Annotated in this window: 20 protein-coding genes and 2 tRNA genes; 13 read left to right on the top strand and 9 right to left on the bottom strand. The window is 70.2% G+C overall.

Features of this window, described 5'->3' with window-relative positions; all coding sequences use genetic code 11:
* Window positions 1–13 precede the first annotated feature (13 nt).
* From SPF06_RS02440 to SPF06_RS02430, 3 genes are all read right to left on the bottom strand, one after another.
* Complete coding sequence (locus SPF06_RS02440; RefSeq protein ID WP_323277324.1) at window positions 14–451, bottom strand: hypothetical protein; 438 nt, start codon at window positions 449–451, stop codon at window positions 14–16.
* The gene (locus SPF06_RS02435) at window positions 448–1,887 is read right to left on the bottom strand and encodes a hypothetical protein (RefSeq protein WP_323277323.1); all 1,440 of its coding nucleotides are present in this window, start codon (window positions 1,885–1,887) and stop codon (window positions 448–450) included. The genes SPF06_RS02440 and SPF06_RS02435 overlap by 4 nt, the downstream gene beginning before the upstream one ends.
* Window positions 1,888–1,998: 111 nt before the next feature.
* Entirely contained in the window at window positions 1,999–2,985 is a 987-nt protein-coding gene (locus SPF06_RS02430) for a DNA-3-methyladenine glycosylase family protein (protein ID WP_323277322.1), read from the bottom strand.
* Between the two features lie 138 nt (window positions 2,986–3,123).
* On the opposite strand from SPF06_RS02430, the gene SPF06_RS02425 reads away from it, so the two are divergent.
* Window positions 3,124–3,522: a VOC family protein gene (locus SPF06_RS02425; RefSeq protein ID WP_323277321.1), complete on the top strand. Its 399-nt coding sequence runs from the start codon at window positions 3,124–3,126 to the stop codon at window positions 3,520–3,522.
* Window positions 3,523–3,525: 3 nt separating this feature from the next.
* On the opposite strand, the gene SPF06_RS02420 is transcribed toward SPF06_RS02425, so the two are convergent.
* From SPF06_RS02420 to SPF06_RS02410, 3 genes are all read right to left on the bottom strand, one after another.
* Window positions 3,526–7,296: an error-prone DNA polymerase gene (locus SPF06_RS02420; RefSeq protein WP_323277320.1), complete on the bottom strand. Its 3,771-nt coding sequence runs from the start codon at window positions 7,294–7,296 to the stop codon at window positions 3,526–3,528.
* Window positions 7,297–7,479: 183 nt separating this feature from the next.
* The gene (locus SPF06_RS02415; RefSeq protein ID WP_323277319.1) at window positions 7,480–9,069 is read right to left on the bottom strand and encodes a DNA polymerase Y family protein; all 1,590 of its coding nucleotides are present in this window, start codon (window positions 9,067–9,069) and stop codon (window positions 7,480–7,482) included.
* Window positions 9,066–9,764, bottom strand: coding sequence for a hypothetical protein (locus SPF06_RS02410; RefSeq protein WP_323277318.1), 699 nt, complete (start codon window positions 9,762–9,764; stop codon window positions 9,066–9,068). The genes SPF06_RS02415 and SPF06_RS02410 overlap by 4 nt, the downstream gene beginning before the upstream one ends.
* Window positions 9,765–9,891: 127 nt before the next feature.
* Between SPF06_RS02410 and SPF06_RS02405 the strand changes: the two genes are divergently transcribed.
* The 3 genes from SPF06_RS02405 to SPF06_RS02395 are packed head-to-tail and all read left to right on the top strand — an operon-like array spanning window position 9,892 to window position 13,426.
* Window positions 9,892–11,277 (top strand): cystathionine beta-synthase, encoded by a 1,386-nt coding sequence (locus SPF06_RS02405; protein ID WP_323277317.1) that lies wholly within the window; start codon window positions 9,892–9,894, stop codon window positions 11,275–11,277.
* Window positions 11,278–11,288: 11 nt separating this feature from the next.
* Window positions 11,289–12,467 carry a cystathionine gamma-synthase gene (locus SPF06_RS02400; RefSeq protein ID WP_323277316.1) on the top strand — a complete coding sequence of 393 codons (1,179 nt, stop codon included), beginning with the start codon at window positions 11,289–11,291 and terminating at the stop codon, window positions 12,465–12,467.
* A gap of 20 nt (window positions 12,468–12,487) precedes the next feature.
* The gene (locus SPF06_RS02395; protein ID WP_323277315.1) at window positions 12,488–13,426 is read left to right on the top strand and encodes a cytochrome b/b6 domain-containing protein; all 939 of its coding nucleotides are present in this window, start codon (window positions 12,488–12,490) and stop codon (window positions 13,424–13,426) included.
* On the opposite strand, the gene SPF06_RS02390 is transcribed toward SPF06_RS02395, so the two are convergent.
* Entirely contained in the window at window positions 13,401–13,802 is a 402-nt protein-coding gene (locus SPF06_RS02390) for a hypothetical protein (protein WP_323277314.1), read from the bottom strand. The genes SPF06_RS02395 and SPF06_RS02390 overlap by 26 nt on opposite strands.
* Window positions 13,803–14,000: 198 nt before the next feature.
* Here SPF06_RS02390 and SPF06_RS02385 point away from each other — a divergent pair, with 198 nt between their 5' ends.
* From SPF06_RS02385 to SPF06_RS02345, 9 genes are all read left to right on the top strand, one after another.
* Window positions 14,001–15,572 (top strand): sensor histidine kinase, encoded by a 1,572-nt coding sequence (locus SPF06_RS02385; protein WP_323277313.1) that lies wholly within the window; start codon window positions 14,001–14,003, stop codon window positions 15,570–15,572.
* The gene (locus tag SPF06_RS02380; protein WP_323277312.1) at window positions 15,569–16,243 is read left to right on the top strand and encodes a response regulator; all 675 of its coding nucleotides are present in this window, start codon (window positions 15,569–15,571) and stop codon (window positions 16,241–16,243) included. The genes SPF06_RS02385 and SPF06_RS02380 overlap by 4 nt, the downstream gene beginning before the upstream one ends.
* Window positions 16,244–16,314: 71 nt before the next feature.
* Window positions 16,315–16,962, top strand: coding sequence for an MOSC domain-containing protein (locus SPF06_RS02375; RefSeq protein WP_323277311.1), 648 nt, complete (start codon window positions 16,315–16,317; stop codon window positions 16,960–16,962).
* A 328-nt stretch (window positions 16,963–17,290) separates the two neighbouring features.
* Window positions 17,291–19,354: a DEAD/DEAH box helicase gene (locus tag SPF06_RS02370; RefSeq protein ID WP_323277310.1), complete on the top strand. Its 2,064-nt coding sequence runs from the start codon at window positions 17,291–17,293 to the stop codon at window positions 19,352–19,354.
* Window positions 19,355–19,491: 137 nt separating this feature from the next.
* Window positions 19,492–19,563, top strand: a tRNA-Thr gene (locus SPF06_RS02365).
* Window positions 19,564–19,619: 56 nt separating this feature from the next.
* A tRNA-Met gene (locus SPF06_RS02360) sits at window positions 19,620–19,693 on the top strand.
* A gap of 80 nt (window positions 19,694–19,773) precedes the next feature.
* Complete coding sequence (locus SPF06_RS02355; protein WP_323277309.1) at window positions 19,774–20,499, top strand: SGNH/GDSL hydrolase family protein; 726 nt, start codon at window positions 19,774–19,776, stop codon at window positions 20,497–20,499.
* Window positions 20,500–20,606: 107 nt separating this feature from the next.
* On the top strand, window positions 20,607–21,656 hold the full coding sequence (locus SPF06_RS02350) for an acyltransferase family protein (RefSeq protein WP_323277308.1): 1,050 nt from the start codon (window positions 20,607–20,609) through the stop codon (window positions 21,654–21,656).
* Window positions 21,657–21,667: 11 nt separating this feature from the next.
* Window positions 21,668–22,585: an aldo/keto reductase gene (locus SPF06_RS02345; RefSeq protein WP_323277775.1), complete on the top strand. Its 918-nt coding sequence runs from the start codon at window positions 21,668–21,670 to the stop codon at window positions 22,583–22,585.
* Between the two features lie 294 nt (window positions 22,586–22,879).
* Here SPF06_RS02345 and SPF06_RS02340 read toward each other — a convergent pair whose 3' ends face one another.
* Together SPF06_RS02340 and SPF06_RS02335 are read right to left on the bottom strand one after the other, a co-directional pair.
* On the bottom strand, window positions 22,880–23,797 hold the full coding sequence (locus SPF06_RS02340) for a hypothetical protein (protein ID WP_323277307.1): 918 nt from the start codon (window positions 23,795–23,797) through the stop codon (window positions 22,880–22,882).
* A gap of 287 nt (window positions 23,798–24,084) precedes the next feature.
* On the bottom strand, window positions 24,085–24,990 hold the full coding sequence (locus SPF06_RS02335; protein WP_323277306.1) for an SDR family oxidoreductase: 906 nt from the start codon (window positions 24,988–24,990) through the stop codon (window positions 24,085–24,087).
* Window positions 24,991–25,080: the final 90 nt, after the last annotated feature.

Genomic DNA, 25,080 nt, shown 5'->3' with positions numbered 1-25,080 from the left:
CGGGCGGGGCGCGCTAGGGGTGTGAGACGACGTCGAACCAGGCCTCGCCGTCACAGATGTCCGTCACCCGTACCGTATAACCGCCGAATTCGGCGGCGGATCCTACTGTCAGGCCCGCGAATTCCTTCGGACCGCCGAGTGCGGGGTCGTCTGCCGTGATCGAGACGTCGAGCGTCGGCGGCGTCGCGTGGGGCTTGGCCGAGACCATGCGGACCCGGGGCGTCGCAGCCGCTCCCCGCGGGGATGTGGGCAGGAGCGGGTAGGAGCCGTTGACGGAGGGGACGAGCTTGTAGGCCCCCGTGTGCTGGCAGTCGGCAGACATGCTGGTTCCTTTCGACGCGGATGGCTCGGGCGCTTGGGTCTCCGCGCCGCATCCGGCGACGACGGCGGCGAGGACGGCGGCGAGGGGCGTCGTGAGCGCGGCGGCGCCCAGAACGACGGGCCGCCTCATCGGTTCACCACCGTCGCGTTCTGGAAGTACTTCGAATACTGATCCTGCGTGATGACGAGCTTCGTCTCGGTGGGGCCCCACGGATTCTGCAGTATCACCTTGTCCCCGTCCGTGCCGACGACGAAGAACTCGTGCCCCGCGACGTAACCGTCCGGCGCTCCGTCAGGCTTGGTGCCGAAGGTCGAGACGATGGCCGGCCGTCCGTCGTGCGCGGCTTGCCAGAGCGTCCCGGGGTCGTGGTCCTGCGTTGTGCCCTGAGGCGTGAGGTACTTGAGCACGTCCGGGCCGTAATTGCCCTCGATGGCCCGGTAGTTGCCGGGGCCGTAGGTCTTGTCGCCCGGGCCGTCGTTAGAGTCGTCGTCGGCGTAGACCTGGGCGAGCGCCTTCTCGACGTACGCGTTCCAGTTGCCGCCCGGCCCCGGCTTGGCCCCCTTCTGGCCGCCGCTCCCGTCATCGGGAAGGTCCTTTGAGACCGTGACCCAATGCTCGTGGCCGTCTTCGTAGAGCTTGACGGAGACGGTGCCGTTCGCGTTCTCCACGACATGGTCCTTCGCCCAATTCGGGTCCGCGTTGACGAGAGCCCCCGCGGACGAATCGACGACGCACGTTCCGTAGCCTCCCTGGCGGATGTCTGCCGGGCCTTGCGGGTGGTCGGAGATGACGGGACCGTTCGGCGTCATCCACGCGTTGCTGTGGTCGCCGGTCTGCCCGTGGGCCTGATCACCCATGGCCTGAGCGTCCGGCTGGTACCACGGGATGAGCGACTCGACGCGGCGGGCCTGATCGGGCGATGCCTTCGAGAGGAGCTGGTCGAGGAGGTCTTGGCGGTCGAACGCGTTCGTCCCGCCGCCGAACAGGCCGCTGTTGTCGCCTCCGACGGTCTGGCCGAGTCGCCGCAGCTCGTCGTCGGAGAGGCTCGCGAGGAATTGATTGAGCTCGGCGGGGGAGAGCTTGGCCAAGGCATCCCGCAGGCTCGCGATGTCGCCGCCGTTGCCGACGAAGTCGTCGCCCGTCGTGATGTCCGTTGCGTCGCGCAGCTTGTCCTTGAGATCGCGGAGCTGCGCGTCGGTCAGATCCGCCTGCCCCTGATTCGGGTAGCGCGGCACCGAATGGTCTGCGTTCGGGTCGGGGCGCGGAGTTGGGATCGGCGCGAGTTCGGCGCCGAGGTCATTGCTCACGGCCTCCTGCGCGTCCGCGTTGCGCAGCATCGTCTCTCCCGCCGATCGCACCGCCGCGACAACCGCCGTCAGCTGCGGACGGGTTCCGCGGAACCACGCGGCCTGGAAAGAATCGGTGTCTTGCCCGGCCCAAACGGTCTCGAGCTGGGCGATCCGGTCAAGCTCCCGCGAGCACTGCTCGAGCCCCCCAGCCCGTGCGATCATCGACCGTCCTGCGCTGCGGAGCGCTTCGACGTCGGCCCCTACCTTGTGTCCCACGGGCGACCCCCTGTCATCGCTGATGTGGCTTCTGGCGGACGTACCGCCGCCAGCACCCTAGAGCCGGGCGATCCGCGTAGGCCATGGGGAGGACTCCCCGCGGCCAGTGGATCAGTGCCCCCGGTGGTCCTGGACCGTCATCCGGGGGCCGAAGCGTGGGGCGCGGACCCCCGCGAGATACAGCATCCTCACGACGCGTTGCCGCTGTCCGCGCCACGGCTCGAGCAGTTTGATCATCCCGGAATCGTCCGTGCGCTCGCCCGTGAGCGCGAAGCCCACGAACTTCGCGAGGTGATAGTCGCCCACCGAGATCGAGTCCGGGTCCGCATGCGTGCGCTGCGTGACCTCGGCCGCCGTCCACACGCCGATGCCCGGAATGCTCTGAAGCGCCGCGGCGGCGTCGGCGGCAGATTTCGCGGCGAGGCGTTCGAGGGCCGACGCCGATTGCAGCGCGCGCATGACCGTCGCCGAGCGCTGCGGCCCGACGCCCGCGCGATGCCATTCCCACGACGGCACGCGGAGCCACTCCGCGGCGGACGGCGCGACGACGAGTCCCGCCGGGGCGATGCGGCCCGCCCCCGGGGCCGGGGAGCCGAAGCGGCGCATGAGGTACCGGTAGGCGCGCCGCGCCTCGAGCGTCGTGACCTTCTGCTCGAGGATGGTCGGCACGAGCGCGTCCACCACGCGTCCCGTCGCGGGCAGGCGCAGGCCGGGATTCCGCCGTCGTGCTTCGCGCACGAGGGGAGGCAGCGTCGCGTGGAAGGGGTCGGCGTCGAACGCCTCCCACGCATCGGTGAGCCCGAGGAGCGCGGGCGCGGACGCCACGGCCGACGGCGCCCCCTCGCCCCAGGCGCGTGCCCGCAGCTCGCGCCCGGCGTGCGTGACGAGCAGCGACACCGGGCCATCGGGCGTGCGGAACGACGTCCAGAGCCCGGCGGGGTGCCGCGCGAAGGCCGGGTCGCCGTCGCCCCTCTGAAGGGGGAAGCACGTCGCGGCGAGGGAATAGTGCTCGGGGGCCTCCCACACGCCCTCGGCGTCCGGCGAGCCCGACGCGGATGCGGCGGGTGCAGTGCGCGCGAGCGGGGGAGCCAAGGTCACCCGAGCATCATGCCACGGCCCCCTGACAATTCCGGCGCACCCTGCTGCTCGACCCTTGACGCCCCTGTGGCAGGCCCGAAGAATCGCCGTAGGGCGCTCATCCGACGCTCGGCACCCCCACCGGAAGAGGGCAACACTATGGCCGGACAAGTTGTGCACTTCGAGATTCCCGCAGACGATGCGTCCCGCGCGAGCACGTTCTACAGCGAGGCGTTCGGGTGGAACATCATGCCCGTTCCCGGAATGGACTACACGATGGTGGGTACGACGCCGTCCGGTGAGACCGGGGCCCCGCTTGAGCCCGGGGCCATCAACGGCGGCATGTACACGCGCAACGAGCAGTTCCCGCAGTCTCCCGTCGTCACAGTCGACGTCGATGACATCGACGCAGCGCTCGCGAAGATCGAGTCCCTCGGCGGGAGCACCGTGGCCCCGAAGATCCCGGTCGGCGAGATGGGCTTCGCGGCGTACTTCAAGGACACCGAGGGCAACGTCCTGGGCCTGTGGCAGAACACGCCGCAGGCGCCCGCCGAATAGCAGTCAGCGGAAGTTCCGGCTCGAGGTCTTCGCCCGCAGCGGCAAGGCCTCGAGCCGGTCTGCGACAAGGTTCGTGACGCCCTCCTTCGACCGCTCGAGCAGGCCGCGCACGATCATCGCCCCCGCGCCCTGGGCCACCCTCCGGTAGCGGGTCCACACCCCGATGCTGCACACGATGTTGAGGATCCCCGTCTCGTCCTCGAGATTCATGAACGTGATTCCCTGGGCGGTCTGGGGCCGCTGCCGGTGCGTCACGATCCCCGCGGCCTCGACCCGGCTCCCCGTCTCCGCGGCGCGCAGCCCGTCGATCCGCAGGACGCCGCGGGCATCGAGGGCCTCGCGCGCGTGCCGCACGGGGTGGTCGTCGGTCGCGACCCCCGTGGCCCACATGTCGTAGGCCACCGCTTCCTCGGGGCTGAGCTCCGGCAGGAGGGGCGGCTGGACGAACGGCTGGGTGCCGGGGAGCTGGCCCGGCCGCTCGAGCGCGGCCGCCCCGGCCCGCCACAGCGCCTCGCGCCGGGTGAGCCCGAGGGATTCGAGGGCGCCGGCCGAGGCGAGGGACTCGAGCTGCTCTGCGCTCAGGCCTGTGCGGCGTGAGAGCTCGGCGAGTTCCCGGAACGGGCCGTTGGCCTCGCGGTCCGCGACGATCCGCTCGGCGAGATCCTTCCCAATGCCCGTGACGCTCGAAAGGCCCATCCGCACGGCGCGGGATGCGTCGCGGCGGTGAGCGGCGCCGTCGTCGGGCGCCTCGGGGTCGAAGGCCCCGATGTCCGGCTGGAAGATGTCGAGGCACGAGTCGAGGCCGCGGGGCTCGCCGGCCCCCTCGTGAGCGAGAGGTTCCAGGCACGCCTCCGCCTGCGAGCGGAGAATGTCGGGGCGCAGCACGGTCACGCCGTGCCGCCGCGCGTCGGCGACGAGGGTCTGCGGCGAGTAGAAGCCCATGGGCTGGGCGCGCAGGAGCGCCGCGAGGAACGCGCCGGGGTAGTGGAGTTTGAGCCACGAGCTCGCGTATACGAGCACGCCGAACGCGATCGAGTGCGACTCCGCGAAGCCGAAGTCCGCGAACGCCGCGATCTGAGCGTAGATGGCCTTCGACTCGTCGTGGCTCAGCCCGTTCGCGGCCATGCCCGCGAAGAGCTTCTCGCGCAGGCTCCCGATCTTCTCGACGCCGCGCTTGGACCCCATGGCGCGGCGCAGCAGATCGGCGTCTTCGGCGCTGCAGCCGCCGATCGCCATGGCCATCTGCATGAGCTGTTCCTGGAAGAGGGGGACGCCGAGCGTCCGCTCGAGCACGGGCTCGAGGAGCGGATGCGGGTACGTCACGTCCTCCTCGCCCGCGCGTCGCCGGATATACGGGTGCACGGCCCCGCCCTGGATGGGCCCGGGCCGGATGAGCGCGATCTCGACGACGAGATCGTAGAAGCTGCGGGGCCGGAGGCGCGGGAGCGTGCTCATCTGGGCGCGGGATTCGACCTGGAACACGCCCACGGAATCGGCCCGGCACAGCATGTCGTAGACCGCGGGCTCCTCCTTCGGGATGTCCTCGATGCGCCAGCGCTCGCCAAAGTGCTCGTCCACGAGGTCGAAGCAGTACTGGAGCGCCGCGAGCATGCCGAGGCCGAGGAGGTCGAACTTGACGAGGCCCATCCATTCGCAGTCGTCCTTGTCCCACTGCAGCACCGTCCGGTTCTCCATGCGGGCGTGCTCGATCGGCACGACCTCGCCCACAGGCCGCTCCGTGAGCACCATCCCGCCCGAGTGGATGCCGAGGTGTCGAGGCGCACCGAGGAGCTCTTGGGCGAGGGCCACGACGCGCGGGGGGATGCGGTCGTCGTCGTCGTCTTTCTGCTGCGCCTTCTGCTGCGCCGCTTCCCCGGCCTCGGCGGCCTCGGTCGCGAGCCCATCCCACCGCTCGAGCCGCTTGGACCACGCGTCCTGCTGGCCCTGGCTGTACCCGAGCGCCTTCGCGACATCCCGCACGGCGTTCTTGGGCCGGTAGCTCACGACGTTCGCGACCTGCGCCGCGTTCGCCCGCCCATACTTCTCGTAGACGTGCTGGATGACCTCTTCGCGGCGGTCCGAGTCGAAGTCGACGTCGATGTCCGGCTCCTCCTCGCGCAGGCTCGAGAGGAAGCGCTCGAACGGGAGCCGGTACCGGATGCTGTCCACGGCCGTGATGCCGAGGAAGTAGCACACGGCCGAATTGGCGGCCGAGCCCCGGCCCTGGCACAGGATGCCCTGGCCCTTCGAGAACTGCACGATCTCGTAGACGATGAGGAAATAGCCCGGGAAGTCCTTCTTCTCGATCACCGCGAGCTCCTGCTCGACGCGCTCGCGGACCTCCTCGGGCGAGGCCGTGCTCCTCCATTGGCCGCCGGGCGTGCCGTAGCGCTCGGCGATGCCGTGGTCCACGAGCTCGCGCAGATAGGACATGGGCGTGTGCCCGTGCGGGACCTTCTGCCGGGGCAGCTTGGGCCGAGCCGCGCGGAGCGGGAACGCGAGCTCGTCGGCGAAGCGGACGGTGTTCTCGACCGCGCCCGGATAGCGGGCGAAGCGGCGCGCCATCTCGGCGCCGCTGCGCAGATGGGCGCCGTCGCCCCCGGGGAGCCAGCCGTCGAGCTCGTCGAGGCTCCTGCGCGCGCGCACGGCGGCGACGGCCGTCGCGAGAGGGTGCCCGGACGGCTCAGCGTAGTGGACGGCGTTCGTCGCGACCGTCGGAAGGCCGAGCCGCGCGGCGATCGAGGCGAGCGCGTCGTTGTGCGCGCTGTCGAGCGGGTTGCCGTGGTCGAAGAGCTCGACGGCGACGGCGCCCCACCCGAAACGGTCCGCGAGCTCCCGGAGTGCACGGGCGGCCGCGGGCTTCCCTCCCGACTCGAGCGCCCGGCGCACGGCGCCCTTGCGGCAGCCCGAGAGCACGAGGCAATGGCCCCGCAGCTTCTCTGTGAGGCCGTCGAGATCATAGACGGGGCGGCCTTTCTCGGCCCCTCCCGTGAGCTGGGCGGCCGTGATCGCCCCCGCGAGCCGGTGGTAGCCCTCCTCGCCGCGCGCAAGGACGAGGAGGTGTTCGCCCTCTGGGTCCGCGACCCCGTTCTGCGGGCCCCCGAGCCCGAGCGAGAGCTCGGCGCCGAACACGGTCTTGAGCCCATACGCCTCCGCGGCCTCCGCGAGGCGGACGACGCCGTAGAAGCCGTCGTGGTCCGTGATCGCGAGGGCGTGGAGGCCGAGCCGGACCGATTCCTCGACGAGTTCCTCGGGAGACGAGGCGCCGTCGAGGAAGCTGTAGTGCGAGTGCGCGTGGAGCTCGGCGTACGGGACCGTGGGCAGGGCTGTTGGGGTGGCGGGCGTGGCGGGCGCGGGGACGGAAACGGACGACGACGCGCGCTCGCCTCCCGGCGCTGCCTCGCCGCCCGGCGCGGCCGAACCTGTGGCCCCGTCCGGAGCCGCGATGTCGGGGACGACGCCGGCCGCGCTGCCCGGCACGAGGGGCAGAGGGATATACGGGCCGCGCTTCCGCGTCCACGCGGGGCTGTCCCCGCCGTCGTGCAGTTCGGGGGCGCGGCCAGCTCCGGTGCGCGGCGTCGGGGGCCGTCCCTTTTTGCCCTTGCCGGCCTTCCCGTCGGTGCCGGCCGTTCTGCCAGTGCCGGCCGTTCTGCCAGTGCCGGCCTTCTCCGTGCCCGGCTCGGACGAGGCCTTGCTCGTGGGGAGCGTGACCTCCTTGCCTTCGAGGATGTCGTGGAGCTGCTGCCACGGTATTGGCGGGTTGTTCCACCCCATTCGTGCCTCCTGGATTCGCCTGGGGCGCCATAACCGTCCCTCAGCGCCATAACCGTCCCTGAACGGCATAACCGTCCCTGAAACCCGGGTCTGAGGGACGGTTGTGCATCTTTCAGACGGTTGTGCATCTTTCAGACGGTTGTCGTCGAGGGACGGCTGCGCCCCCACGCCACACAGCCGCGCTCAGTCGTAGCGGGCCTCCGCCCGCCAGGCCCCGTCCTCGCCGAGGAGGAGCCATGCCTCGCCGTCGCCGTCGAGGATCTGGAACCGTTCGGCGTGGCGGCTCTGATCGGCGTCCCACCATCGCTGCCGGAGCGGCCACGGGCCGGCCCAGCTTCGGACCTTCCTGCGGCCTTGGCCCGGGTCGGGCCGGAACCACGCAGGCGGTGCCATGAGGTCCCCGCGTGGCCCCACGCGGACCGTGGACCCGGCGTCGTCGACGAGCTCGACGGGGAGTGGCTCGGGGAACACCGTGGCCGGGAGCGGCTCGGGGACGGTCCCGGGCCATGGCTGCGCAGCGTGGGCTGCGGTGCCCGACGGCGGGGCCTCGCCCCACGGGAGCAGGAGGCAGCGCTCAGCGAGGAGGCGGCCCCCGTTTGCGACTGGGTGCAGCACCGAGCCGTGCCCGAGCATGCTCTGGAGACGGCGGAGACCGTGGTCGAGCCGCTCGTCGACGCCCCCGAAGAGGGCCTGCCCGCGTCGCCCGAGCCGGTCCGTGCGCTCGGGCGAGAGGCGGAGCTGCACGACAGGCGCGGCCAGGCCGTCCCCCGTCGAACGCCACGGGGCCCTCGGCGAGCGCGCGCGAGGGTCTGTGGGCCCGGACTGGAGCTGCCAGCGCACGCGGTCCACGACGTCGTTTGCGCCGAAATGCTGCGGGTGTCCCCAACAGCGTTCGGAACGCTGGCCGGCGTCGTCTGTGATCTGGACGCGCAGCTCGGTGCACGCGAGCCCCTGGAGCCGCAGCCCCTCGACGAACTCCTCGGCCGTGGGCCGGATGGCGAAGGCGATCCGGTCCACGCGGTCGAGCCCGGGCTCGAAGTCCGCGACGCGCTCGAGCGGTGGGGGCGGCACGCGGGGCGCAACCGCCCGCGCGTCCTCCCCGCGCGCCCGTGCGTGGGCTTCGAGGCCCTCCGGCCCGAACCGCGAGCGGACGTCCGACGGCGGGAGGGCGGCGAAGTCTCCCAAGGTGCGGATTCCGAGCCGCACGAGGAGCGAAGCGAGCTTGGGGTCCCCGAGGACGCGCACGGGCAGCGGTGCGAGGAACGCGGGCGAGGCCCCCGGCGCGAGCACGAGCAGGGGAGAGAGGTCGTGGGCCGTGCGCGCCGCCTGTTCCGCCGCAAAGACCGAATCGGCGATCCCCGCCCGGACCTCGAGCCCGAGCCGCGAGGCGGCCTCGAGGGCCGCGCCGCCGGCGGCCTCCTCGCTCCCGTAGTAGCGTGCGGCACCGCGCGCCCGCAGCACGCAGAGCCCTGGCCGGAGGACTTGGACGCCGGGGAGCGTTTCGTCGAACCGGAGGAGCGTGGGCTCGAACTCGCGGGCGTCGCGGGCGGCATCGGCTGGGACCACGACGAGGTCCGGGCAGCGTGACTGGGCTTCGCGGAGGCGCAGTCCCCGCACGACGCCGGCGCTCCTCGCCTCCGCCGAGCACACCGCGACGCGCCCCTTCTCCATGACGGCTGCAGGGACCCGATCCGGCAGCTCGCCCGCGAGTTGGGCGGCCACGAGCGGCCAGTCGGGGAACCAGACGACAAGGGCTCGGACGGCGCCGCTCACGGCCAGCCCCCCGCGGCCTGGGGCCGCGCGGCCCCCGTCCGGAGCGCGACGACGCCCGGCGCACCGAGGTCGACGACGGCGCTGCGGGCCAGGCCGCGCTGCGTGAGCTCGAGCTCCACGCGATGCCGCGAGAGATGGCCGTGGCCCTCGCCGAGGCCCTCCCAGCTTGTGCCGCGCACCCGTAGGACGGCTTCGCTCTGGGGCCAGGGCCCGAGCACGAGGAGCGCTCCGGCCCGCTCGCGCAGCCGCGATCCGAGCATTGCGGCTTCTCCGGGCGCCACGCGCCCGGGGCCCTGGACGAGGAGGAGCGGCAGGACGTCGACGAGGGCCGCGACGACGGGGAACCAGTGCTCCCCGGGATCGGGGACGAGCACGAGCCGGTCGAGGACGATGCCAAAGCCCGCGGCGGCCTCGGTGCCGAAGTCCGGGAACCCGACGGCTCCGCACCACTGCCCCTCGGCCGAGGCGCCCGCGAGCAGGGCCATGGCTACGGAGAGTGGAACTTCGAGCGAGTAGGCCGCGCCGCCGCGCAGGCCCGAGGGCAGGAGCGGGGCGAAGCACGGGAGCACGGGATACGAGCCCTCGCGGTTGCGCCGCCCCTGGAGCACGTGGATGCGTTCCTGCAGCTCCTGGAGCGTGCCCGCGCCGGAGGCTGCGGGTGCTGCGGGGAGCAGCGTGGGGAGAGACAGGGACATACCTCTATTTTCGAAAGTGTGTTCGATTAAGTCAATCGGACGGCTCGCCCATTCGGAAAGATCATCGTGCTAAGCAGGGCGTCGCGCGAGACCTCCCACCACCGCCCCAGCGGATAGAGTTGGGGGCGTGAAATACGCCAACTCCGTCGTCGAGCTCATCGGGCACACGCCGCTGGTCAAGCTGCAGAAGGTGACTGAGGGCATCAAGGCAACGGTCCTCGTCAAGCTCGAGTACCTCAACCCCGGCGGCTCCATCAAGGACCGTATCGCCCTCAAGATGATCGAGGAGGCTGAGCGCTCCGGCCAGCTCGAGCCCGGCGGCACGATCGTCGAGCCGACGAGCGGGAACACGGGCGTGGGCCTGGCCCTCGTGGGCCAGCAGAAGGGCTACAAGTGCATCTTCGTCGTGCCGGACAAGGTCGGCGAGGAGAAGCGCGCGGTGCTCGAGGCATATGGCGCCGAGGTCGTCGTGACCCCGACGGCGGTTCCGCCCGAATCGCCCCAGTCCTACTACGGGGTCTCGGACAGGCTGGTCGGCGAGATCCCCGGCGCGTTCAAGCCGGACCAGTTCTCCAACCCCGGCGCCCCCGCGAGCCACTACGAGACCACGGGCCCCGAGATCTGGGCCGATACGGACGGCAAGATCACCCACATCGTGATCGGCGCCGGCACGGGCGGCACCATCACGGGAACCGGCCGCTACCTCAAGGACGTCTCCAAGGACCGCCCCGAGTCGGAGGGCGGCCAGGTCAGGGTCATCGGCGCGGATCCCGAGGGATCGGTGTATTCGGGCGGCAGCGGCCGGCCGTACTTCGTCGAGGGCGTCGGCGAGGACATGTGGCCCGCAAACTACGACAAGGCCGTCCCGGACGAGGTCCTCGCCGTGAGCGACGCCGATTCGTTCGCGATGACCCGCCGCCTCGCACGCGAGGAGGGCCTCCTCGTGGGCGGCTCGTCGGGCATGGCCGTCGTCGCGGCCCTGCGCGCGGCGCGCGACCTGCCCGAGTCGGCGGTCGTCGTCGTCATCCTCCCGGACAGCGGCCGCGGCTACCTCGCCAAGATCTTCAACGACGACTGGATGCGCTCGTACGGCTTCCTCCCCGGCGAATCCGAGGCGACCGTAGGGGACGTGCTGCGCGGCAAGGACGGCAAGCTCCCGGACCTCGTCCACACGCACCCGAATGAAACCGTGCGCGACGTCATCGACATCATGACGGAGTACGGCGTGAGCCACCTCCCGATCCTCTCGAACGAGCCGCCGGTCGTCATGGGCGAGGTGCTCGGCGCCGTCGACGAGCGCACGCTCTCGGCGAAGCTCTTCAGCGGCGAGGCCAAGCTCACGGACAAGATCTCGCAGCACATGGGCCCGCGGCTGCCGGTCATCGGCTCGCTCGAGAGCCAGGCCACGGCTCGCAAGATGCTCACCGAGGAGGATGCCCTCATGGTGACGTTCGTCGGCGCGCCCATCGGCATCGTGACCCGCCACGACCTTCTGGCAAGCCTGAACAAGTAGAGGAGCGAAGCATGAGCGAGACCGCGGAAACGCACCAGACCGGCTTCAACACCCGCGCCGTCCACGCGGGCCAGGAGTTCGAGCCCCGCACGGGCGCGGTCGTGCCACCCCTCCACTTCAGTTCGACGTACGCGCAGGACGGCATCGGCGGCCTGCGCTCGGGCTACGAGTACGGCCGCGGCGGCAACCCGACCCGCGACGCGCTCCAAGAGCAGCTCGCGGCGCTCGAGGGCGGCCGCCATGCGTTCTCGTTCGGCTCCGGGCTCGCGGCCGAGGACGGGCTCATCCGAGCCGTGTGCTCGCCCGGGGATCGGATCGTGCTCGGCAACGACGCGTACGGCGGCACGTACCGCCTCATCAACCGGGTCCTGGGCCCGTGGGGCATCCAGAACACGCCAATCGATATGTCCGCGCTCGACGGCGTGCGGTCGGCTGTTTCCGCCGAAGGCAAGGACCGTGCCCGGCTCGTGTGGGTCGAGACGCCGTCCAACCCGCTGATGAAAATCACCGATATCGCTGCGCTCGCCGAGATCGCGCACGACGCCGGGGCCCTCCTCGTCGTCGACAACACCTTCGCGTCGCCCTACCTGCAGAACCCGCTCGCCTTGGGCGCGGACGTCGTCGTGCATTCGACGACCAAGTACATCGGCGGGCATTCCGACGTCGTCGGGGGCGCCCTCGTCGTCAACGACGGCGAGCTCGCGGAGAAGATCGGCTTCGTGCAGTTCGCGGTCGGCGCGGTCTCCGGCCCCATGGACGCGTTCCTCACGACGCGCGGCCTCAAGACCCTCGGGGTGCGCATGGAGCGCCACTCGGACAACGCGCAGAAGATCGCGGAGTGGCTCGTGGGGCGACCCGGCATCGAGAACGTCCTGTACCCCGGGCTGCCCGACCACCCGGGCCACGAACTCGCGGCGAAGCAGATGCGGCGCTTCGGCGGCATGATCTCGGTCCAGTTCACGGGTGGCGAGGCCGCGGCGCGCAAGGTCGCGGAGTCCACCGAGCTCTTCACGCTTGCCGAGTCGCTCGGCGGGATCGAGTCCCTCATGAACTACCCGTCCGAGATGACCCATGCGTCCGTGAAGGGGACGGAGCTCGCCGTTCCCGAGAACCTCATTCGCCTCTCTGTGGGCATTGAGGACGCCGAGGATCTTATCGCGGACCTCGATCAGGCGATCAGCCGACTGTAACCCGAGAGGACCCTGTCAACATGCCGTCGTCGCCCACGACCGCTCCCGCCTGGACCAAGGCGGCCTGGTTCAAGCCCGCCGCGATCGCCGTCGGCGCAATCATCGTGCTCGGGCTGCTCGTCCTGCTGGCCAGGTGGCTGCGCAGCACCGAGGCGGTCTCGCAGTTCATCGCGACCTACCCAGGCCATGCAGCCCTCCCCGCGGACACGCCCACGGGACTGCCCCTGTGGCTCAACTGGTCGCACTTCTTCAACGTGTTCTTCATCGTGCTCATCGTGCGCTCGGGAATCCAAGTGCGGTACACGACGCGGCCTCAGGGCTACTGGAAGCGCAACAACAAGGGCCTCATCAAGACCAAGGGCCAGCCCAAGAAGATCAGCCTCGACCTGTGGTTCCACCTCACGCTCGACGCCCTGTGGGTGCTCAACGGGCTCATCTACGTGATCCTGCTGTTCTCCACCGGTCAGTGGAAGCGCATCGTCCCGACCGGCTGGGACGTGTTCCCGCACGCGCTCTCGGTGGTCATCCAGTACGCGTCCCTTGACTGGCCGCTCGAGAACGGCTGGGTCAACTACAACGCCTTGCAGCTCCTCGCTTACTTCGTGACGGTGTTCATCGCCGCCCCGCTCGCCGTCCTCACGGGCCTGCGCATGTCCGGCGCGTGGCCCGCCAAGGCGCCGCGCCTCAACAACGCCTATCCGATCGAGGCGGCCCGGGCCATGCACTTCCCGATTGCGATCTACTTCGTTGCGTTCGTCGTCGTGCATGTGTTCCTCGTGCTCACCACGGGGGCGCTGCGGAACCTCAACCACATGTTCGCCTCGAACGACGGCGAGGGCTGGCTCGGGTTCGGATTCTTCGCCGCCGCGATCGTCGTCATCGTCGCTGCGTGGTTCCTCGCGCGGCCGCTCTTCCTGCGGCCGATCGCCTCCCTTATGGGATCCGTGACGCGGAACTGATTCCGGCCCGCTCGTAGCCGCGCAGCTGCTCCGAGGTGATGTACCAGTCCCCGGCGACTTGAGTGCACGTGAGCGCGGCGTCGCCCGCGAGGTCCAGGACGGTCCCGTCGGACGTGACGCCCGAGACGGACCAGTCGAGGATGATCTCGCCGCAGCCGCCCATCTCCGTGATGCTCCGCACGGTCATCCCGATGGGAAGCCCGAGCCGGGCCCGGTCGACTGCCGCGTCCTCGGGGGTTGCCTCGAAGCGGGCCTTGCCGACGACGAGCACGAGGACTGCCGTCGGGAGGTAGAGCGAGCGCAGCGCCTTGGCGTCCCCGAGGGCGAGGGCGTGTTCGAGCGCGGTGCAGAGGCCTTCGAGTGATCGTCCGGCCATGGTCAAGTCCTTCCCGCTTCGGGCGCGCTTTGCGCCTCTTGCCAAGGGAGAGCCGCGGCCCCCGCGACTATGACGCGAAACCCCGCCGCGCTCGCCGACCCGTGGCCACCTCTCGCCGACCCGTGGCCACCTCCCGCCGACCCGTGGCCACCTCTCGCCGACCCGTGGCCACCTCTCGCGATGTGCAAGCATGGTCACATGCCGCAGCGAGCGCCGCTCCTCCCCGCCCGCGAGCACCGCCTCGGGCTCGCGAAGCTGGGCACGCTGGATCGCCGTCGCACGCTCTGGGGGCTCGCGCTCGCGGTCATCCTGCCCAGCGTGGTCGAGGCGATCGTCGTCGCGAGTGGGTACCGCAACGTGGCGATGACGATGCTCGTGCAGCTCGCCGCCGCGGTCGCGGTCGCCGTCGTCGGCGGTCTGTGGCCTGCGGCCTTCGCCGCGGTCGTCGGCGCTCTCTTGCTCAACTATTTCTCGGTCGAGCCGATTGGGAGCTTCCAGATCGCAGACCCGCAGGTCGTCGGCGAGCTCGCGATCTTCATTGCGGTCGCGTGCGCGGTGGGGCTCGCGGTCGGCGCCGCGACCCGCCGCTACGAGCAGGCGACCCGCGCCCAGGCCGATGCCCGCGCCATGGCCGAGCTCGCGCGGGGGATGCTCGGATCCGGCGGGAGCATCGAGGACTTCCTCGAGCGCGTGCGCGCCGCACTCGGCCTGCGGGCGGTCACGCTCCTCGACCGCCGCGAGCCCGGCACGCTCGAGGTTGGCCCCGGGTGGGCTGTCGTCGCGAGCGCCGGCTCGGCGCCGCCGGTGACGCCTCCCGCCGCGGACGACGTCGTCGTCGCCGACGAGGACTACACCCTCCTCGCGGGCGGACGCGCCCTCGAACCGGCCGAACGCCGCATGATGGAGGCATTCGGCGCCTATCTCGTGGCGATCCGCCAGGGCCGCCAGCTGGCGTCGAGCCGCGAGGCGAACCGCCGCCTCGAGGAAGGGAACAAGATCCGGACGTCGATTCTCCGCGCCGTCTCCCACGACCTCCGCACCCCGCTCTCCGGGATCAAGCTGAGCGTGAGCAGCCTCCGCCAGCCGGGCGTCGACTTCGCGCCCGAGGAGAGGGCCGAGCTGCTCGCAACCATCGAGGACTACACGGACAGGCTCTCGGCCCTCGTCGGGAACCTGCTCGACATGTCCCGGATCTCGGCGGACAGCGTCACTCCGCTCCTGCGCACCGTGCGCTGGCGCGAGGGCATCCCGAAGTGGCCGGCGGACGTCGCGGCGCGCATCGAGGACCGCGTCTCGGACGGCGGCCCGGCGGTCGTCGCCGATCCCGTGCTCCTTGAGCGTGTCGTCGCGAACCTCGTCGAGAACGCCGTCAAGCATGCGCCCGGCTCGCCGATCGAGCTCGAGGCCGGGCTCGCGGGGGCCGGCCCCGGCGGCCGGGGCTCGGGCGAGCTGCGCGTCGTCGACCATGGGGCCGGCATCCCGCCCGAGCAGCTCCTCGCGGTCTTCAGCCCGTTCCAGCGTGCGGGGGATTCCGGCGCGCAGGCGAGCGGCATCGGGCTCGGGCTCGCCGTCGCGAAGGGCTTCGCCGAAGCGATGGGCGGTGGGATCGTGGCGCAGCAGACGCCGGGCGGCGGGCTTACGATGCGCGTCGTCCTGCCGCTCGCAGAGGACGACGGCGGCGCGCACCCGCCGGTCGGCGGCGGCCGAGGCGCGGCACAGCAGCGCGCGGGCGACGACGGCGATCCGGCCTCGGCGGTGAGCGCACCGTGACGCGCGTGCTCGTCGTCGAGGACGAGACCCAGATCGCCCGCGCCCTCCAGATCAACTTGCGCGTGCATGGCTACGAGGCCGTGACGGCGTCCTCGGGCGAGGCGGCGCTCGCGGCGGCGGCCGAGGCACCTGCGGACATCGTCGTGCTCGACCTCGGGCTCCCGGGCATGGACGGGGTCGAGGTCATCCGACGGCTGAGGGAGTGGTCGTCGGTCCCGATCATCGTCCTCTCGGCCCGGCACGGCGCGGAAGACAAGGTCGAGGCCCTCGACGCGGGCGCCGACGACTACGTGACGAAACCGTTCGGCCTCGAGGAGCTCATGGCCCGCCTCCGTGCGGCTGCCCGCCGAGGGACCGCGAGGCCCGAGACGCCGCGCGTGCAGACCCGCGACTTCAGCGTGGATCTCGCGGCCCGACGCGTGGTCCGGGATGGGAAAGACGTGCGCCTCACTCCCACGGAGTGGAGCATCCTCGCGGTGCTCGTCCGCCAGCCGGGCACCCTCGTGACCCAGCGCGAACTCCTCATGCAGGTCTGGGGGCCCGCGTACGCGAAGGAGAGCCAGTACCTGCGCGTGTACATGGCGCAGCTGCGGCGCAAGCTCGAGCGGGATCCCTCGAATCCCCGCCATCTCAGGACGGAGGCGGGGATCGGATACCGCTTCGATCCGTAGGCGGGCGCCCGGTCTCTCTGCGCCGCGGATCGGGATCCCGCGGGAACGCGTCGAGGGCTAGGCTGTGCTCCATGAAGACCGCACGCATCGTCGCCGTCTGCCGCGTCCAGCAGCTCCTGCCCGATTCGGGGACCGTGGGAGTCACTGCGATCGACAAGCGGCCGGTCGAGGGGCCCGTGCGGGTGCGCCGGCTGGGCGTCTATGGCGACGTGCAGGCGGATCGCGCGAACCACGGCGGCGAGAACAAGGCCGTCTACGCCTACTCGGAGGACGACGCCGCGCTGTGGGCCCGCGAGCTCGGCCGCGAGATCCCGCCGGGCTACTTCGGCGAGAACCTCCGGGTCGAGGGCATCACGGCGAGCCGCGCCGTCATCGGGGAGCGCTGGCGCTTCCCGGGCGGGACCGTGCTCGAGGTCACGATGCCCCGCGTCCCATGCGCAACGTTCGCGCGCCGCGTGGGCGAGGATGGATGGGTCAAGCGGTTCATAGGCTCGGGTCTGTGCGGGGCGTATCTCCGGGTCATCACGCCGGGGGACCTCGAGGCCGGCGAGCCCTTCAACGTCGAGCATGTCCCGGATCACGGCGTGCGGGTGGGGGAGTGGCTCGCCGATCCGACGCCCGCGCAGGCCGAGGCCCTTCTCGACGCCGAGGCCGAGGGCACGCTCCGGATCGCGTCCGAGCTGCGGCCGTACATCGAAAGGGTCCTCGGCCGGGCCTGAGCGCGAACGACGGCGGCGCGTCCCCTCCTGTGCCCAAGCTCACGGCCCGATGGACGACGACGGCGAGCGGCGCCGTCGTCGTTCCTGTACAGTAGTTGTATCCCCCACTGCGCCGGATTCCCTCTTCCTGCCCAATTCTTGAGGCAGGAGTAGTGCGTGTTGGGGCCCGCAGGGGCGGGCAGTTTCATAGGGGAGCCGGCTGAAGAAAACGCTGACGTGCGCGTGTGGCGCCGAATGCAGCGAGAAGTCCTGCCATGGGATTGAGAGAGCGCCGGGCTTCGGCAGTTGACCGACGAGCCGCATGAGGCTCCCCGACCTGAGGACACCCATGTCTGAAACCCTCGACACCGCAATCGACACCATCAACGACGAAGCCCCGCAGGAGACCGAAGAGCGCGGCGTTCTCTTCACCGATCTCGGCATCGACGAGCGCGTCCTCGCCGCGCTCCGCGACGTCGGCTACGAGAAGCCCTCGCCCATCCAGGCCGCCACGATCCCGCTCCTCCTCGAGGGCCGCGACGTCGTCGGCCTCGCCCAGACCGGCACCGGCAAGACGGCCGCGTTCGCCGTCCCCGCGCTCTCGCGCCTCGCCGAGCTGCACGACCAGAACGGGCCGTCCCGCGCGACCCAGGCCCTCGTCCTCGCCCCGACGCGCGAGCTCGCGCTCCAGGTCGCCGAGGCCTTCACGTCATACGCGAAGCACCTTGAGGACTTCACGGTCCTGCCCGTCTACGGCGGCTCCGCCTATGGCCCTCAGCTGGCCGGCCTCCGCCGCGGCGCGCAGGTCGTCGTCGGGACGCCCGGCCGCGTGATCGACCACCTCGAGAAGGGCTCGCTCGACCTTTCCCAGCTCCAGTACCTCGTGCTCGACGAGGCCGACGAGATGCTGCGCATGGGCTTTGCCGACGACGTCGAGCGGATCTTCCAGGAGACCCCCGAGGGCCGCCAGGTTGCGCTGTTCTCGGCGACCATGCCGTCGCAGATCCGCCGCATGTCGAAGCAGTACCTCAACGACCCCGAAGAGGTCACGGTCAAGTCGAAGACCACGACCGGCACGAACATCCGCCAGCGCTTCGTGCAGGTCGTCGGCTCGCACAAGCTCGACGCCCTCACGCGCATTCTCGAGGTCGAGGACTTCGACGGCGTCATCGCGTTCGTCCGCACGAAGATGGCCACGGAGGATCTCGCGGACAAGCTCAAGGCGCGTGGCTTCCAGGCCGCCGCGATCAATGGCGACATCGCCCAGGCCCAGCGCGAGCGCACGGTCGAGGCGCTGCGCGAGGGCAAGATCGACATCCTCGTGGCGACGGACGTCGCGGCGCGCGGCCTCGACGTCGAGCGCATTAGCCACGTCATCAACTACGACATCCCGCACGACACCGAGAGCTACGTGCACCGCATCGGCCGCACGGGCCGCGCGGGCCGCAACGGCGATGCGATCCTCTTCATGACCCCGCGCGAGAAGTTCCTCCTCCGCGCGATCGAGAAGGCCACGCACCAGGCCGTCGAGCAGATGTCGCTCCCGACGGCGGAGACGGTCAACTCGCTGCGCATGAGCAAGTTCGCGGACCAGATCACGGAGACGCTCGAGTCCGAGGACGTCTCGCTCTTCCGCGACCTCATCGCTTCCTATGAGACCGAGCACAACGTGCCCGCCGCCGAGATCGCCGCCGCGCTCGCGGTCATGGTCCAGGGCGACGCGCCGTTCTTCGTCGAGGAGCTCCCGAGCGTCCCCGACTTCGCGAAGCGCGGCGACAGGACTCAGCGCGACGGCGCACGGGGCGATCGCGGCCAGGGCGGCCGTGGCGCCCGCGGACCGGCCGAGGGCAGCGCGACGTACCGCATCGCCGTCGGCCGCCGCCACCGCGTGCAGCCCGGCTCGATCGTGGGCGCGCTCGCGAACGAGGGCGGCTTCCACTCGAGCCAGATCGGCGGCATCGACATCCGCTCGGACTTCTCGCTCGTCGAGCTCCCCGCGGACATCACGGGCGATCAGTGGAAGGCCCTCTCGAAGACGCGGATCGGCGGCGAGCTCATCAAGCTCGAGCTCGACTCGGGCCGTCGGCCCGCGCGTGACGACGCCGATCGCGGCGGCGACCGCGGCTTCGGCGGCCCGCGGGGCGGGCGCGGCGGCTTCGACCGCGGCTCGCGCGGCGGTGACTGGGGCGCGCGCGACGGCGGCCGCGGCGGACGGGGTGACTTCGGCGATCGCGGTGGCTTCGGCGACCGCGGTGGGCGTGGCGGCTTCGACCGCGGTTCGCGCAGCGGTGACTTCGGTGACCGCGGTTCGCGCAGCGGCGACTGGGGCGACCGCGGAGGCCGCAGCAGCTTCGGCGGCAGCCGCAAGGGCGGCTCCGGCGGGGCCCGTCGCTTCGGCGGCAGCCGCGGCTGATAGGGCCTGATCCTCTTGCTCGGGCCGGCCACTCATGGCGAGTGGCCGGCCCTCTGCGTCCCCCGGCCTCCTCGCGGGGGCGAGGGGCCTCGCGATTTGTTCGGAGGCTGGGGACTCCGGTAAAGTATCTGTCTGTTGCCCCCCTAGCTCAGTGGTAGAGCGCCATCTTGGTAAGATGGAGGTCACGGGATCGATTCCCGTGGGGGGCTCTCTGAAAAGGGTTCGCGTCCACGGCTGTGGCCGGAGCGTGTGGCCCTTTTCGTATGGCGGTGTAGCTCAGTTGGTTAGAGCGCACGACTCATAATCGTGAGGTCGGGAGATCGAGCCTCCCCACCGCTACGACTCAAAGCCCCGGTTCTCCGGGGCTTTCGTCGTCTTCACCCGCGGTCCATTCTGGACGTGCGGGGAGCCCTTGAGAAATGGGGGCCGAGATGCGGCGTCGGCGTGCGGTGATCGTCGGGGGAGCCATGCTCGCCCTCGCGGCCTTGGGAGCTGTCATGTGGGCGGTGGATCCCTCGTGGGGGAGGCCCGGCATGCTGCAGGCGGCGCCGGCTCAGGCGTCGGGTGAGCCTTCGGGTATCGCTGCGGCGGGAGAGCGCGCGTGGCCCCCGGTGCAGCACCTCGTCCGCTTCGCCGCCATCGGGGACTCGATCACCTATGCGAATAGCCCCGACTTCCTCGGGGGCAGGACGGGCTCACTCTCCTGGATCACGTATGCCGTCGGCCCGGACCTCCGCTTCGTGGGCGGCTGGGCCCGCGGCGGGGCGACGACGGAGGTCATGGCGGCGAACGCCGGGCCCGAGGACGCTGACGTCCTCGCGATCATCGCGGGGACGAACGACGTCGCCCGGAATGTGCCGTTTTCCGTGACCGCTGCCAATCTCGAGAAGATCGTCGCGACGGTCGGGGCGAGGCGTGTCGTCGTGTCCGCGATCCCGCCCCGCAACGACAATGCGCAGGGCACCGAGGCCTTCAACGAGGCCCTTGAACTGTTCGTGGCCCAGCGCGGCTGGACGTTCGTCGACGCCGTCGCCGGCGTGCGGGACGGCGAGCGGTACGCGGCGGGCATGAGCGACGACGGCGTGCACCCTTCCGAGGAAGGCGCCCGGATCATCGGGACGGCGCTGGGGCAGGCGCTCATGTAGTCTTCGGGCTACAGCCGCGGGGAAACCCTTGGGAAGAACCTGCGCGGGCGGGCGCTGAAAGCGTTTCCTGTGAACGGCTCCCAGACTCGGGGGTTAGGCTGAATCAGGTGACCGTTACCGAATCGTTGTCTGTTGCCCGAGGACATGCTCCGCGGCTCGGCCACCTTCCGGCGCTCGACGGGCTCCGGGCCGTGGCCATCACGCTTGTCGCTGTGTATCACGCGATCATGCCTGCACATTTCGGCGGTGCGGGCGGCGTCGACGTCTTCTTCGTCCTGTCCGGGTTCCTCATCACGACGCTCCTGCTCGAGGAGCACGACGCGCGGAAGGCAGTTTCGTTCCGCCGCTTCTACTTCCGCCGGCTCGCCCGACTCGGGCCGCCGCTCGTGCTCATGCTCGCCGTCGTCTTCGTCCCCATCGCGATCACGATGGGTCTCTCGACCGCCCTCGGCGGCACGGCCCTCTCGCTCTTCTACGTCATGCCGATCGGCGCCGAATCCGGCGCGACGGCTCTTTCCCCCTACGAGCACACGTGGTCGCTCGGGGTCGAGGAATGGTTCTACGCCCTGTGGCCTCCGGTCCTCGTGTGGATACTGCAGGGCCGCCGGCGGTGGGCCCTCGTCGGTGCCGCCGCGACCACGGGTATTCTCGTCCTCGCCGCGTTCGCGGCCGAGGCGCAGTCGGCCGAGGTGTCCTTCATCCTGCGCGCGTGCGGTCTCATGGCCGGATGCGCCCTCGCCCTCGGACTCCACGCCACGAAGCTCACGGTCGGCAAATGGGCAGGAATCACCGGCCTCGCCCTGCTGGGACTCAGCGTCCTGCGGTCCTCGATCGAGCCGTTTTCGACCATCGACGTCCTGAGCGCCGATCTCGGGACGCTCCTCCTTGTCCTCGCGATCGTGCGCGGCCCGGAAGGCGTGCTCCATCGCGTGCTCTCCTTCGGTCCTGTGGCCTACGTGGGGCGGATCAGCTACGAGATCTACCTGTGGCACTATCCCGTGCTGTGCGTGCTCGGCGTCCTGAACCGTTCGGATTGGCTCGAGGTCGGCTGGATCGCGCTTCCGCTCTCGTTCGGCCTGGCCGCGGTTGCCCACCGGGTCACGCAGCCGGTCGCAGCGCGCCTCCGGTCTAGGATGGCGAGGTGGATTCCCGCCTGATCTATGGATGCATGGGCCTCGGTGGCCCGTGGGACGCGCCCGACTACGGGCCCGAGCACATCGACGCCGCCGCGGACGCGGTCGAGGCCGCGCTCTCGATCGGCATCACCCGTTTCGACCACGCCGACATCTACGGCCGCGGCAAGTCCGAAGGGGTCTTCGGCGAGCTCCTCGTGCGGGATGCGTCGCTGCGCGCCCGGATCCAGATCCAGAGCAAGGTCGGCATCCGGCTCGGCGAGGCCGGGGGCTTCGGCCATTACGACCTGAGCGGGAAGGCGATCCTCGACGGCGTCGAAGGCACCCTGCGCCGCCTCCGCACCGACTATCTCGACCTCCTGCTCCTGCACCGCCCGGACCCGCTGCTCGACCCAGCAGAGGTGGGCGACGCCGTCGCGCGTCTCCTCGCGGACGGCGCCATCCGCGCGATCGGCGTCTCCAACATGTCCGCCGCCCAGATGGACGCGCTCCAGGACCATCTGCCCGTTCGCCTCGCGGCGGATCAGCTCGAGCTGAGCCTGCGGCACCACGCGTTCGCGGAGAGCGCCGTGCTCGTCAACCACGGCGACGGCGCCAGCGTGAGTTTCCCCCACGGCACGCTCGAGCATTGCATGCGTCACGGGATCGAGCTCCAGGCGTGGTCGCCTCTCGCGGGCGGCCGCTACACGGGGCGTCCGCCGGCCGAGGCGAGCGACGCCGATCGGGCGACGTCGGCGCTCGTCGCCGAGCTTGCAGCCGCGAAGGGCGTGACCCCCGAGGCGATCGTGCTCGGCTGGCTCATGCGGCACCCAGCGCGGATCGGGCCCGTCATCGGTTCAGCGAACCCCGCTCGGATCCGGGCCTGCGCCGGGGCCGAAGCCGTGGCGGAGGCGATGACGCGCGCCGAGTGGTTCGCGCTCTTCCAGACGGCGCGGGGCCAGCGGGTTCCCTGAGCTGCACCGCGGGGCTGATTTATCATCGTTCTTCTCTCGAAGGGGGGTCCGGATCACGGTTCCGGACCCCCTTCGGCAGCTACGAGTTGTTTTTCAGAAGTAGCGTTGTGCAGAATACGGCTATTCCCAAGGCGGTGATGGAGATGCTCGTTCCGACGCTTCCCCAGGGTAGGCTAGCGATTCCTGCCGTGAATAGCATGAAGCCCACGAGTTCCACAACGGTCTTGGTTGCTCCTCTGTCACGCCGCTTCGCAGCTGTGAATCCGAGTATTTTTCCCCACTTATTTTCCGTCATTACACGCCGATCCCACGAGAACCGAGAACATTCTTTACGATACTTCCGACCATGCCTGCAACGGCACCAAGGGCCGCCCCTGAGACGCATCCCCAGAAGCCTCCCCAGAAGTCTGCGCCATCCCACATCGCATTCAACGCTCCGACCACGCAGCCTCCCACAATCCCTCCGACGGTCGGACCCACTCCCGGAACTGCTGCAACCACAGCGGCACCGACGGCAGCACCAGCAGCAGCTGAGATCCCCATTTGCCACCACTGCGGATCTGCAACGACTGGGAAGGCCGTCCGCTCGTCGAACTCAACGTGCTGTACCAAACTGGTTCCGCTAAGGCTGAAGGTAGTCGGAACACTCCGCCCGTTAGCATCGATGGCCCAAGGTGCGGCGAGCCCAGCGACGGCTGTGCCCTTGCTGTCCAGATAGTCGATTGCGCCGGTGCTCCGAACGATTGGCGTGAGGTTTGGCGTGACTTCCAACTTGAAGGTGACGTCTCTGGCGGCATTTGCGGAGTCAAAGATGATGATCGTCTGCATGCCATCCTCTAGCGCACTCGTCTGGATAGTTGTGTCGCGCATGGCTGTGCTCAGCTTCTTTAGTCCCCGGTCTTTCGCGCGGCCGCCTACGGCCGCCTGATGTCCAGTCGGTAGGCTGATCGGCGGGGTGATTTGGCCCGGCTGCGTGATGGTCGCGCTTACGCGCCCGATCTTGTCTGACGAGGTCACCTCCGCCACGAGCGGGTTGCTCGTCACCTCGACTTCCTCGAGGATGGCGGATGAGTGGCGAGGATTCATGGCGTCGGCGGGCTCGGATGCCGATTCTGTCATTGCCCCGGCAGCGCCAGGATTGAATCCCAAAAGTGCGAGGCTAAGACATCCGATGGTCCCGATCGCGGCAACAAACTTCTTGCTGATCACCATTCCCCCAATGGTTGGCCCGCGGATCGACCCCGTGCCGTCCGTCGTTGGCATAAGGCAATTCTTGGTTAATTTATGCGACAGTGTCAAGGTCAGATCGGAGAAATTCTCATTCCGTTCGGGCTGCGACGTGGCTGCATTTGACGGTATTCCGAGACATTCGTTGCCCTGGATGTCGTTGCGAATGTCTCATATGCATGTCACATTTGTTTTTCGAGAACATGCCTTATATGTGTCGTCGAGCGGGTGATCGCATTCGCGCATGACGGCGCACGGGTGGCCGATCGTCGTCATGCGCGGAGCGGGTGCCCCAGGCCCGTGATGAATCGGGCGATCGCGTCCTCGGCGGTGGGAACGCCGAAGACCTGGGCTTGGCGGGTCGTGTCCGCCACGTAGCGGCCGGTCTCGAACCAGTTGAGCATCGAGCCCATGTCTCTCGCCATCGGCATGACGGGGCCGAGCACGCGGCCCGCGGTGCGGATGAGTCCGGTTGGCGCGGACCGGACTGTGATCGGTCTCCCGAGGAGCCGGCTCGAGATGCCGGCGACGTCCTGCATGCTCACGGGGCGGTCCCAGCCGATGTCGATGCGCTCGCCGGAGGCGATGTCGGCGTCGACGGCGGCCGCCAGGTAGGCGGCGAGGTCAGCCGTGAGCACGAAGGTGATCCGGGTCCCGGGGGAGCCGATCCACGAAAGCCTGCCCTTGGCGAACGGATCGCCGCCGAATCTCGTGATCTGGTCGAGGAACGCGCCGGGCCGAAGCGCCACGAACGGGACCTGCTGCTGTTCAAGCCGGTCTTCCATGAGCTTCTTGTGCCAGAAATGCGGCACGTCGGGCGTCTGGTCGCACGTGAGGATGCTCGTGAGGACGAAGCAGCGAACCCCCGTTCGTGCGGCCGCGTCGGCGAGGTTGCGGTTCCCGGTCACGTCAATCTCGGCCGTGTCGCCCTTGCTGTGGCGTGTATAGCCGGCCGCCGTCGTGATGACCGCGTCGGCGCCCTCCATGGCGCGCACGAGCGAGTCGAGGTCCATCATGTCCCCGCGGGCAATCTCCACGCCGGCCGCTTCGAGCCGCGACGCGTCCGACGCGGGCCTCACGAGGCCCCGCACGCTCTTCCCCCGCTCCCGCAGCGCAGTGACGACCTGGCCGCCCACAAACCCCGTGCCGCCTACCATCAGGACCGGTGAACTGTTCATGGTCGGCTTCCTGTCGTTTGCCTGCCGCTTGGCACGCTACGCGCGTGGATGCAGGGCCACAAGGCTCGACGGCGCCAGTTCAGGAGCCGT

Source organism: Sinomonas terricola, assembly GCF_034931225.1.
In the GTDB taxonomy this organism is placed as follows: Bacteria; Actinomycetota; Actinomycetes; order Actinomycetales; family Micrococcaceae; genus Sinomonas; species Sinomonas terricola.
Note: the sequence above shows the minus strand (reverse complement) of the source record. Positions and strands in the feature narration are given on the sequence as shown.

What these genes read in the sequence shown, in the direction of transcription:
- SPF06_RS02370 (WP_323277310.1), top strand. Translation starts at nt 17,291, where the DNA reads ATGTCTGAAACCCTCGACACCGCAATCGACACCATCAACGACGAAGCC.
- SPF06_RS02385 (WP_323277313.1), top strand. Translation starts at nt 14,001, where the DNA reads ATGCCGCAGCGAGCGCCGCTCCTCCCCGCCCGCGAGCACCGCCTCGGG.
- SPF06_RS02340 (WP_323277307.1), bottom strand. Translation starts at nt 23,797, where the DNA reads ATGGTGATCAGCAAGAAGTTTGTTGCCGCGATCGGGACCATCGGATGT.
- SPF06_RS02440 (WP_323277324.1), bottom strand. Translation starts at nt 451, where the DNA reads ATGAGGCGGCCCGTCGTTCTGGGCGCCGCCGCGCTCACGACGCCCCTC.
- SPF06_RS02355 (WP_323277309.1), top strand. Translation starts at nt 19,774, where the DNA reads ATGGGGGCCGAGATGCGGCGTCGGCGTGCGGTGATCGTCGGGGGAGCC.
- SPF06_RS02425 (WP_323277321.1), top strand. Translation starts at nt 3,124, where the DNA reads ATGGCCGGACAAGTTGTGCACTTCGAGATTCCCGCAGACGATGCGTCC.
- SPF06_RS02410 (WP_323277318.1), bottom strand. Translation starts at nt 9,764, where the DNA reads ATGTCCCTGTCTCTCCCCACGCTGCTCCCCGCAGCACCCGCAGCCTCC.
- SPF06_RS02375 (WP_323277311.1), top strand. Translation starts at nt 16,315, where the DNA reads ATGAAGACCGCACGCATCGTCGCCGTCTGCCGCGTCCAGCAGCTCCTG.
- SPF06_RS02345 (WP_323277775.1), top strand. Translation starts at nt 21,668, where the DNA reads ATGGGCCTCGGTGGCCCGTGGGACGCGCCCGACTACGGGCCCGAGCAC.
- SPF06_RS02390 (WP_323277314.1), bottom strand. Translation starts at nt 13,802, where the DNA reads ATGGCCGGACGATCACTCGAAGGCCTCTGCACCGCGCTCGAACACGCC.
- SPF06_RS02400 (WP_323277316.1), top strand. Translation starts at nt 11,289, where the DNA reads ATGAGCGAGACCGCGGAAACGCACCAGACCGGCTTCAACACCCGCGCC.
- SPF06_RS02335 (WP_323277306.1), bottom strand. Translation starts at nt 24,990, where the DNA reads ATGAACAGTTCACCGGTCCTGATGGTAGGCGGCACGGGGTTTGTGGGC.
- SPF06_RS02395 (WP_323277315.1), top strand. Translation starts at nt 12,488, where the DNA reads ATGCCGTCGTCGCCCACGACCGCTCCCGCCTGGACCAAGGCGGCCTGG.
- SPF06_RS02420 (WP_323277320.1), bottom strand. Translation starts at nt 7,296, where the DNA reads ATGGGGTGGAACAACCCGCCAATACCGTGGCAGCAGCTCCACGACATC.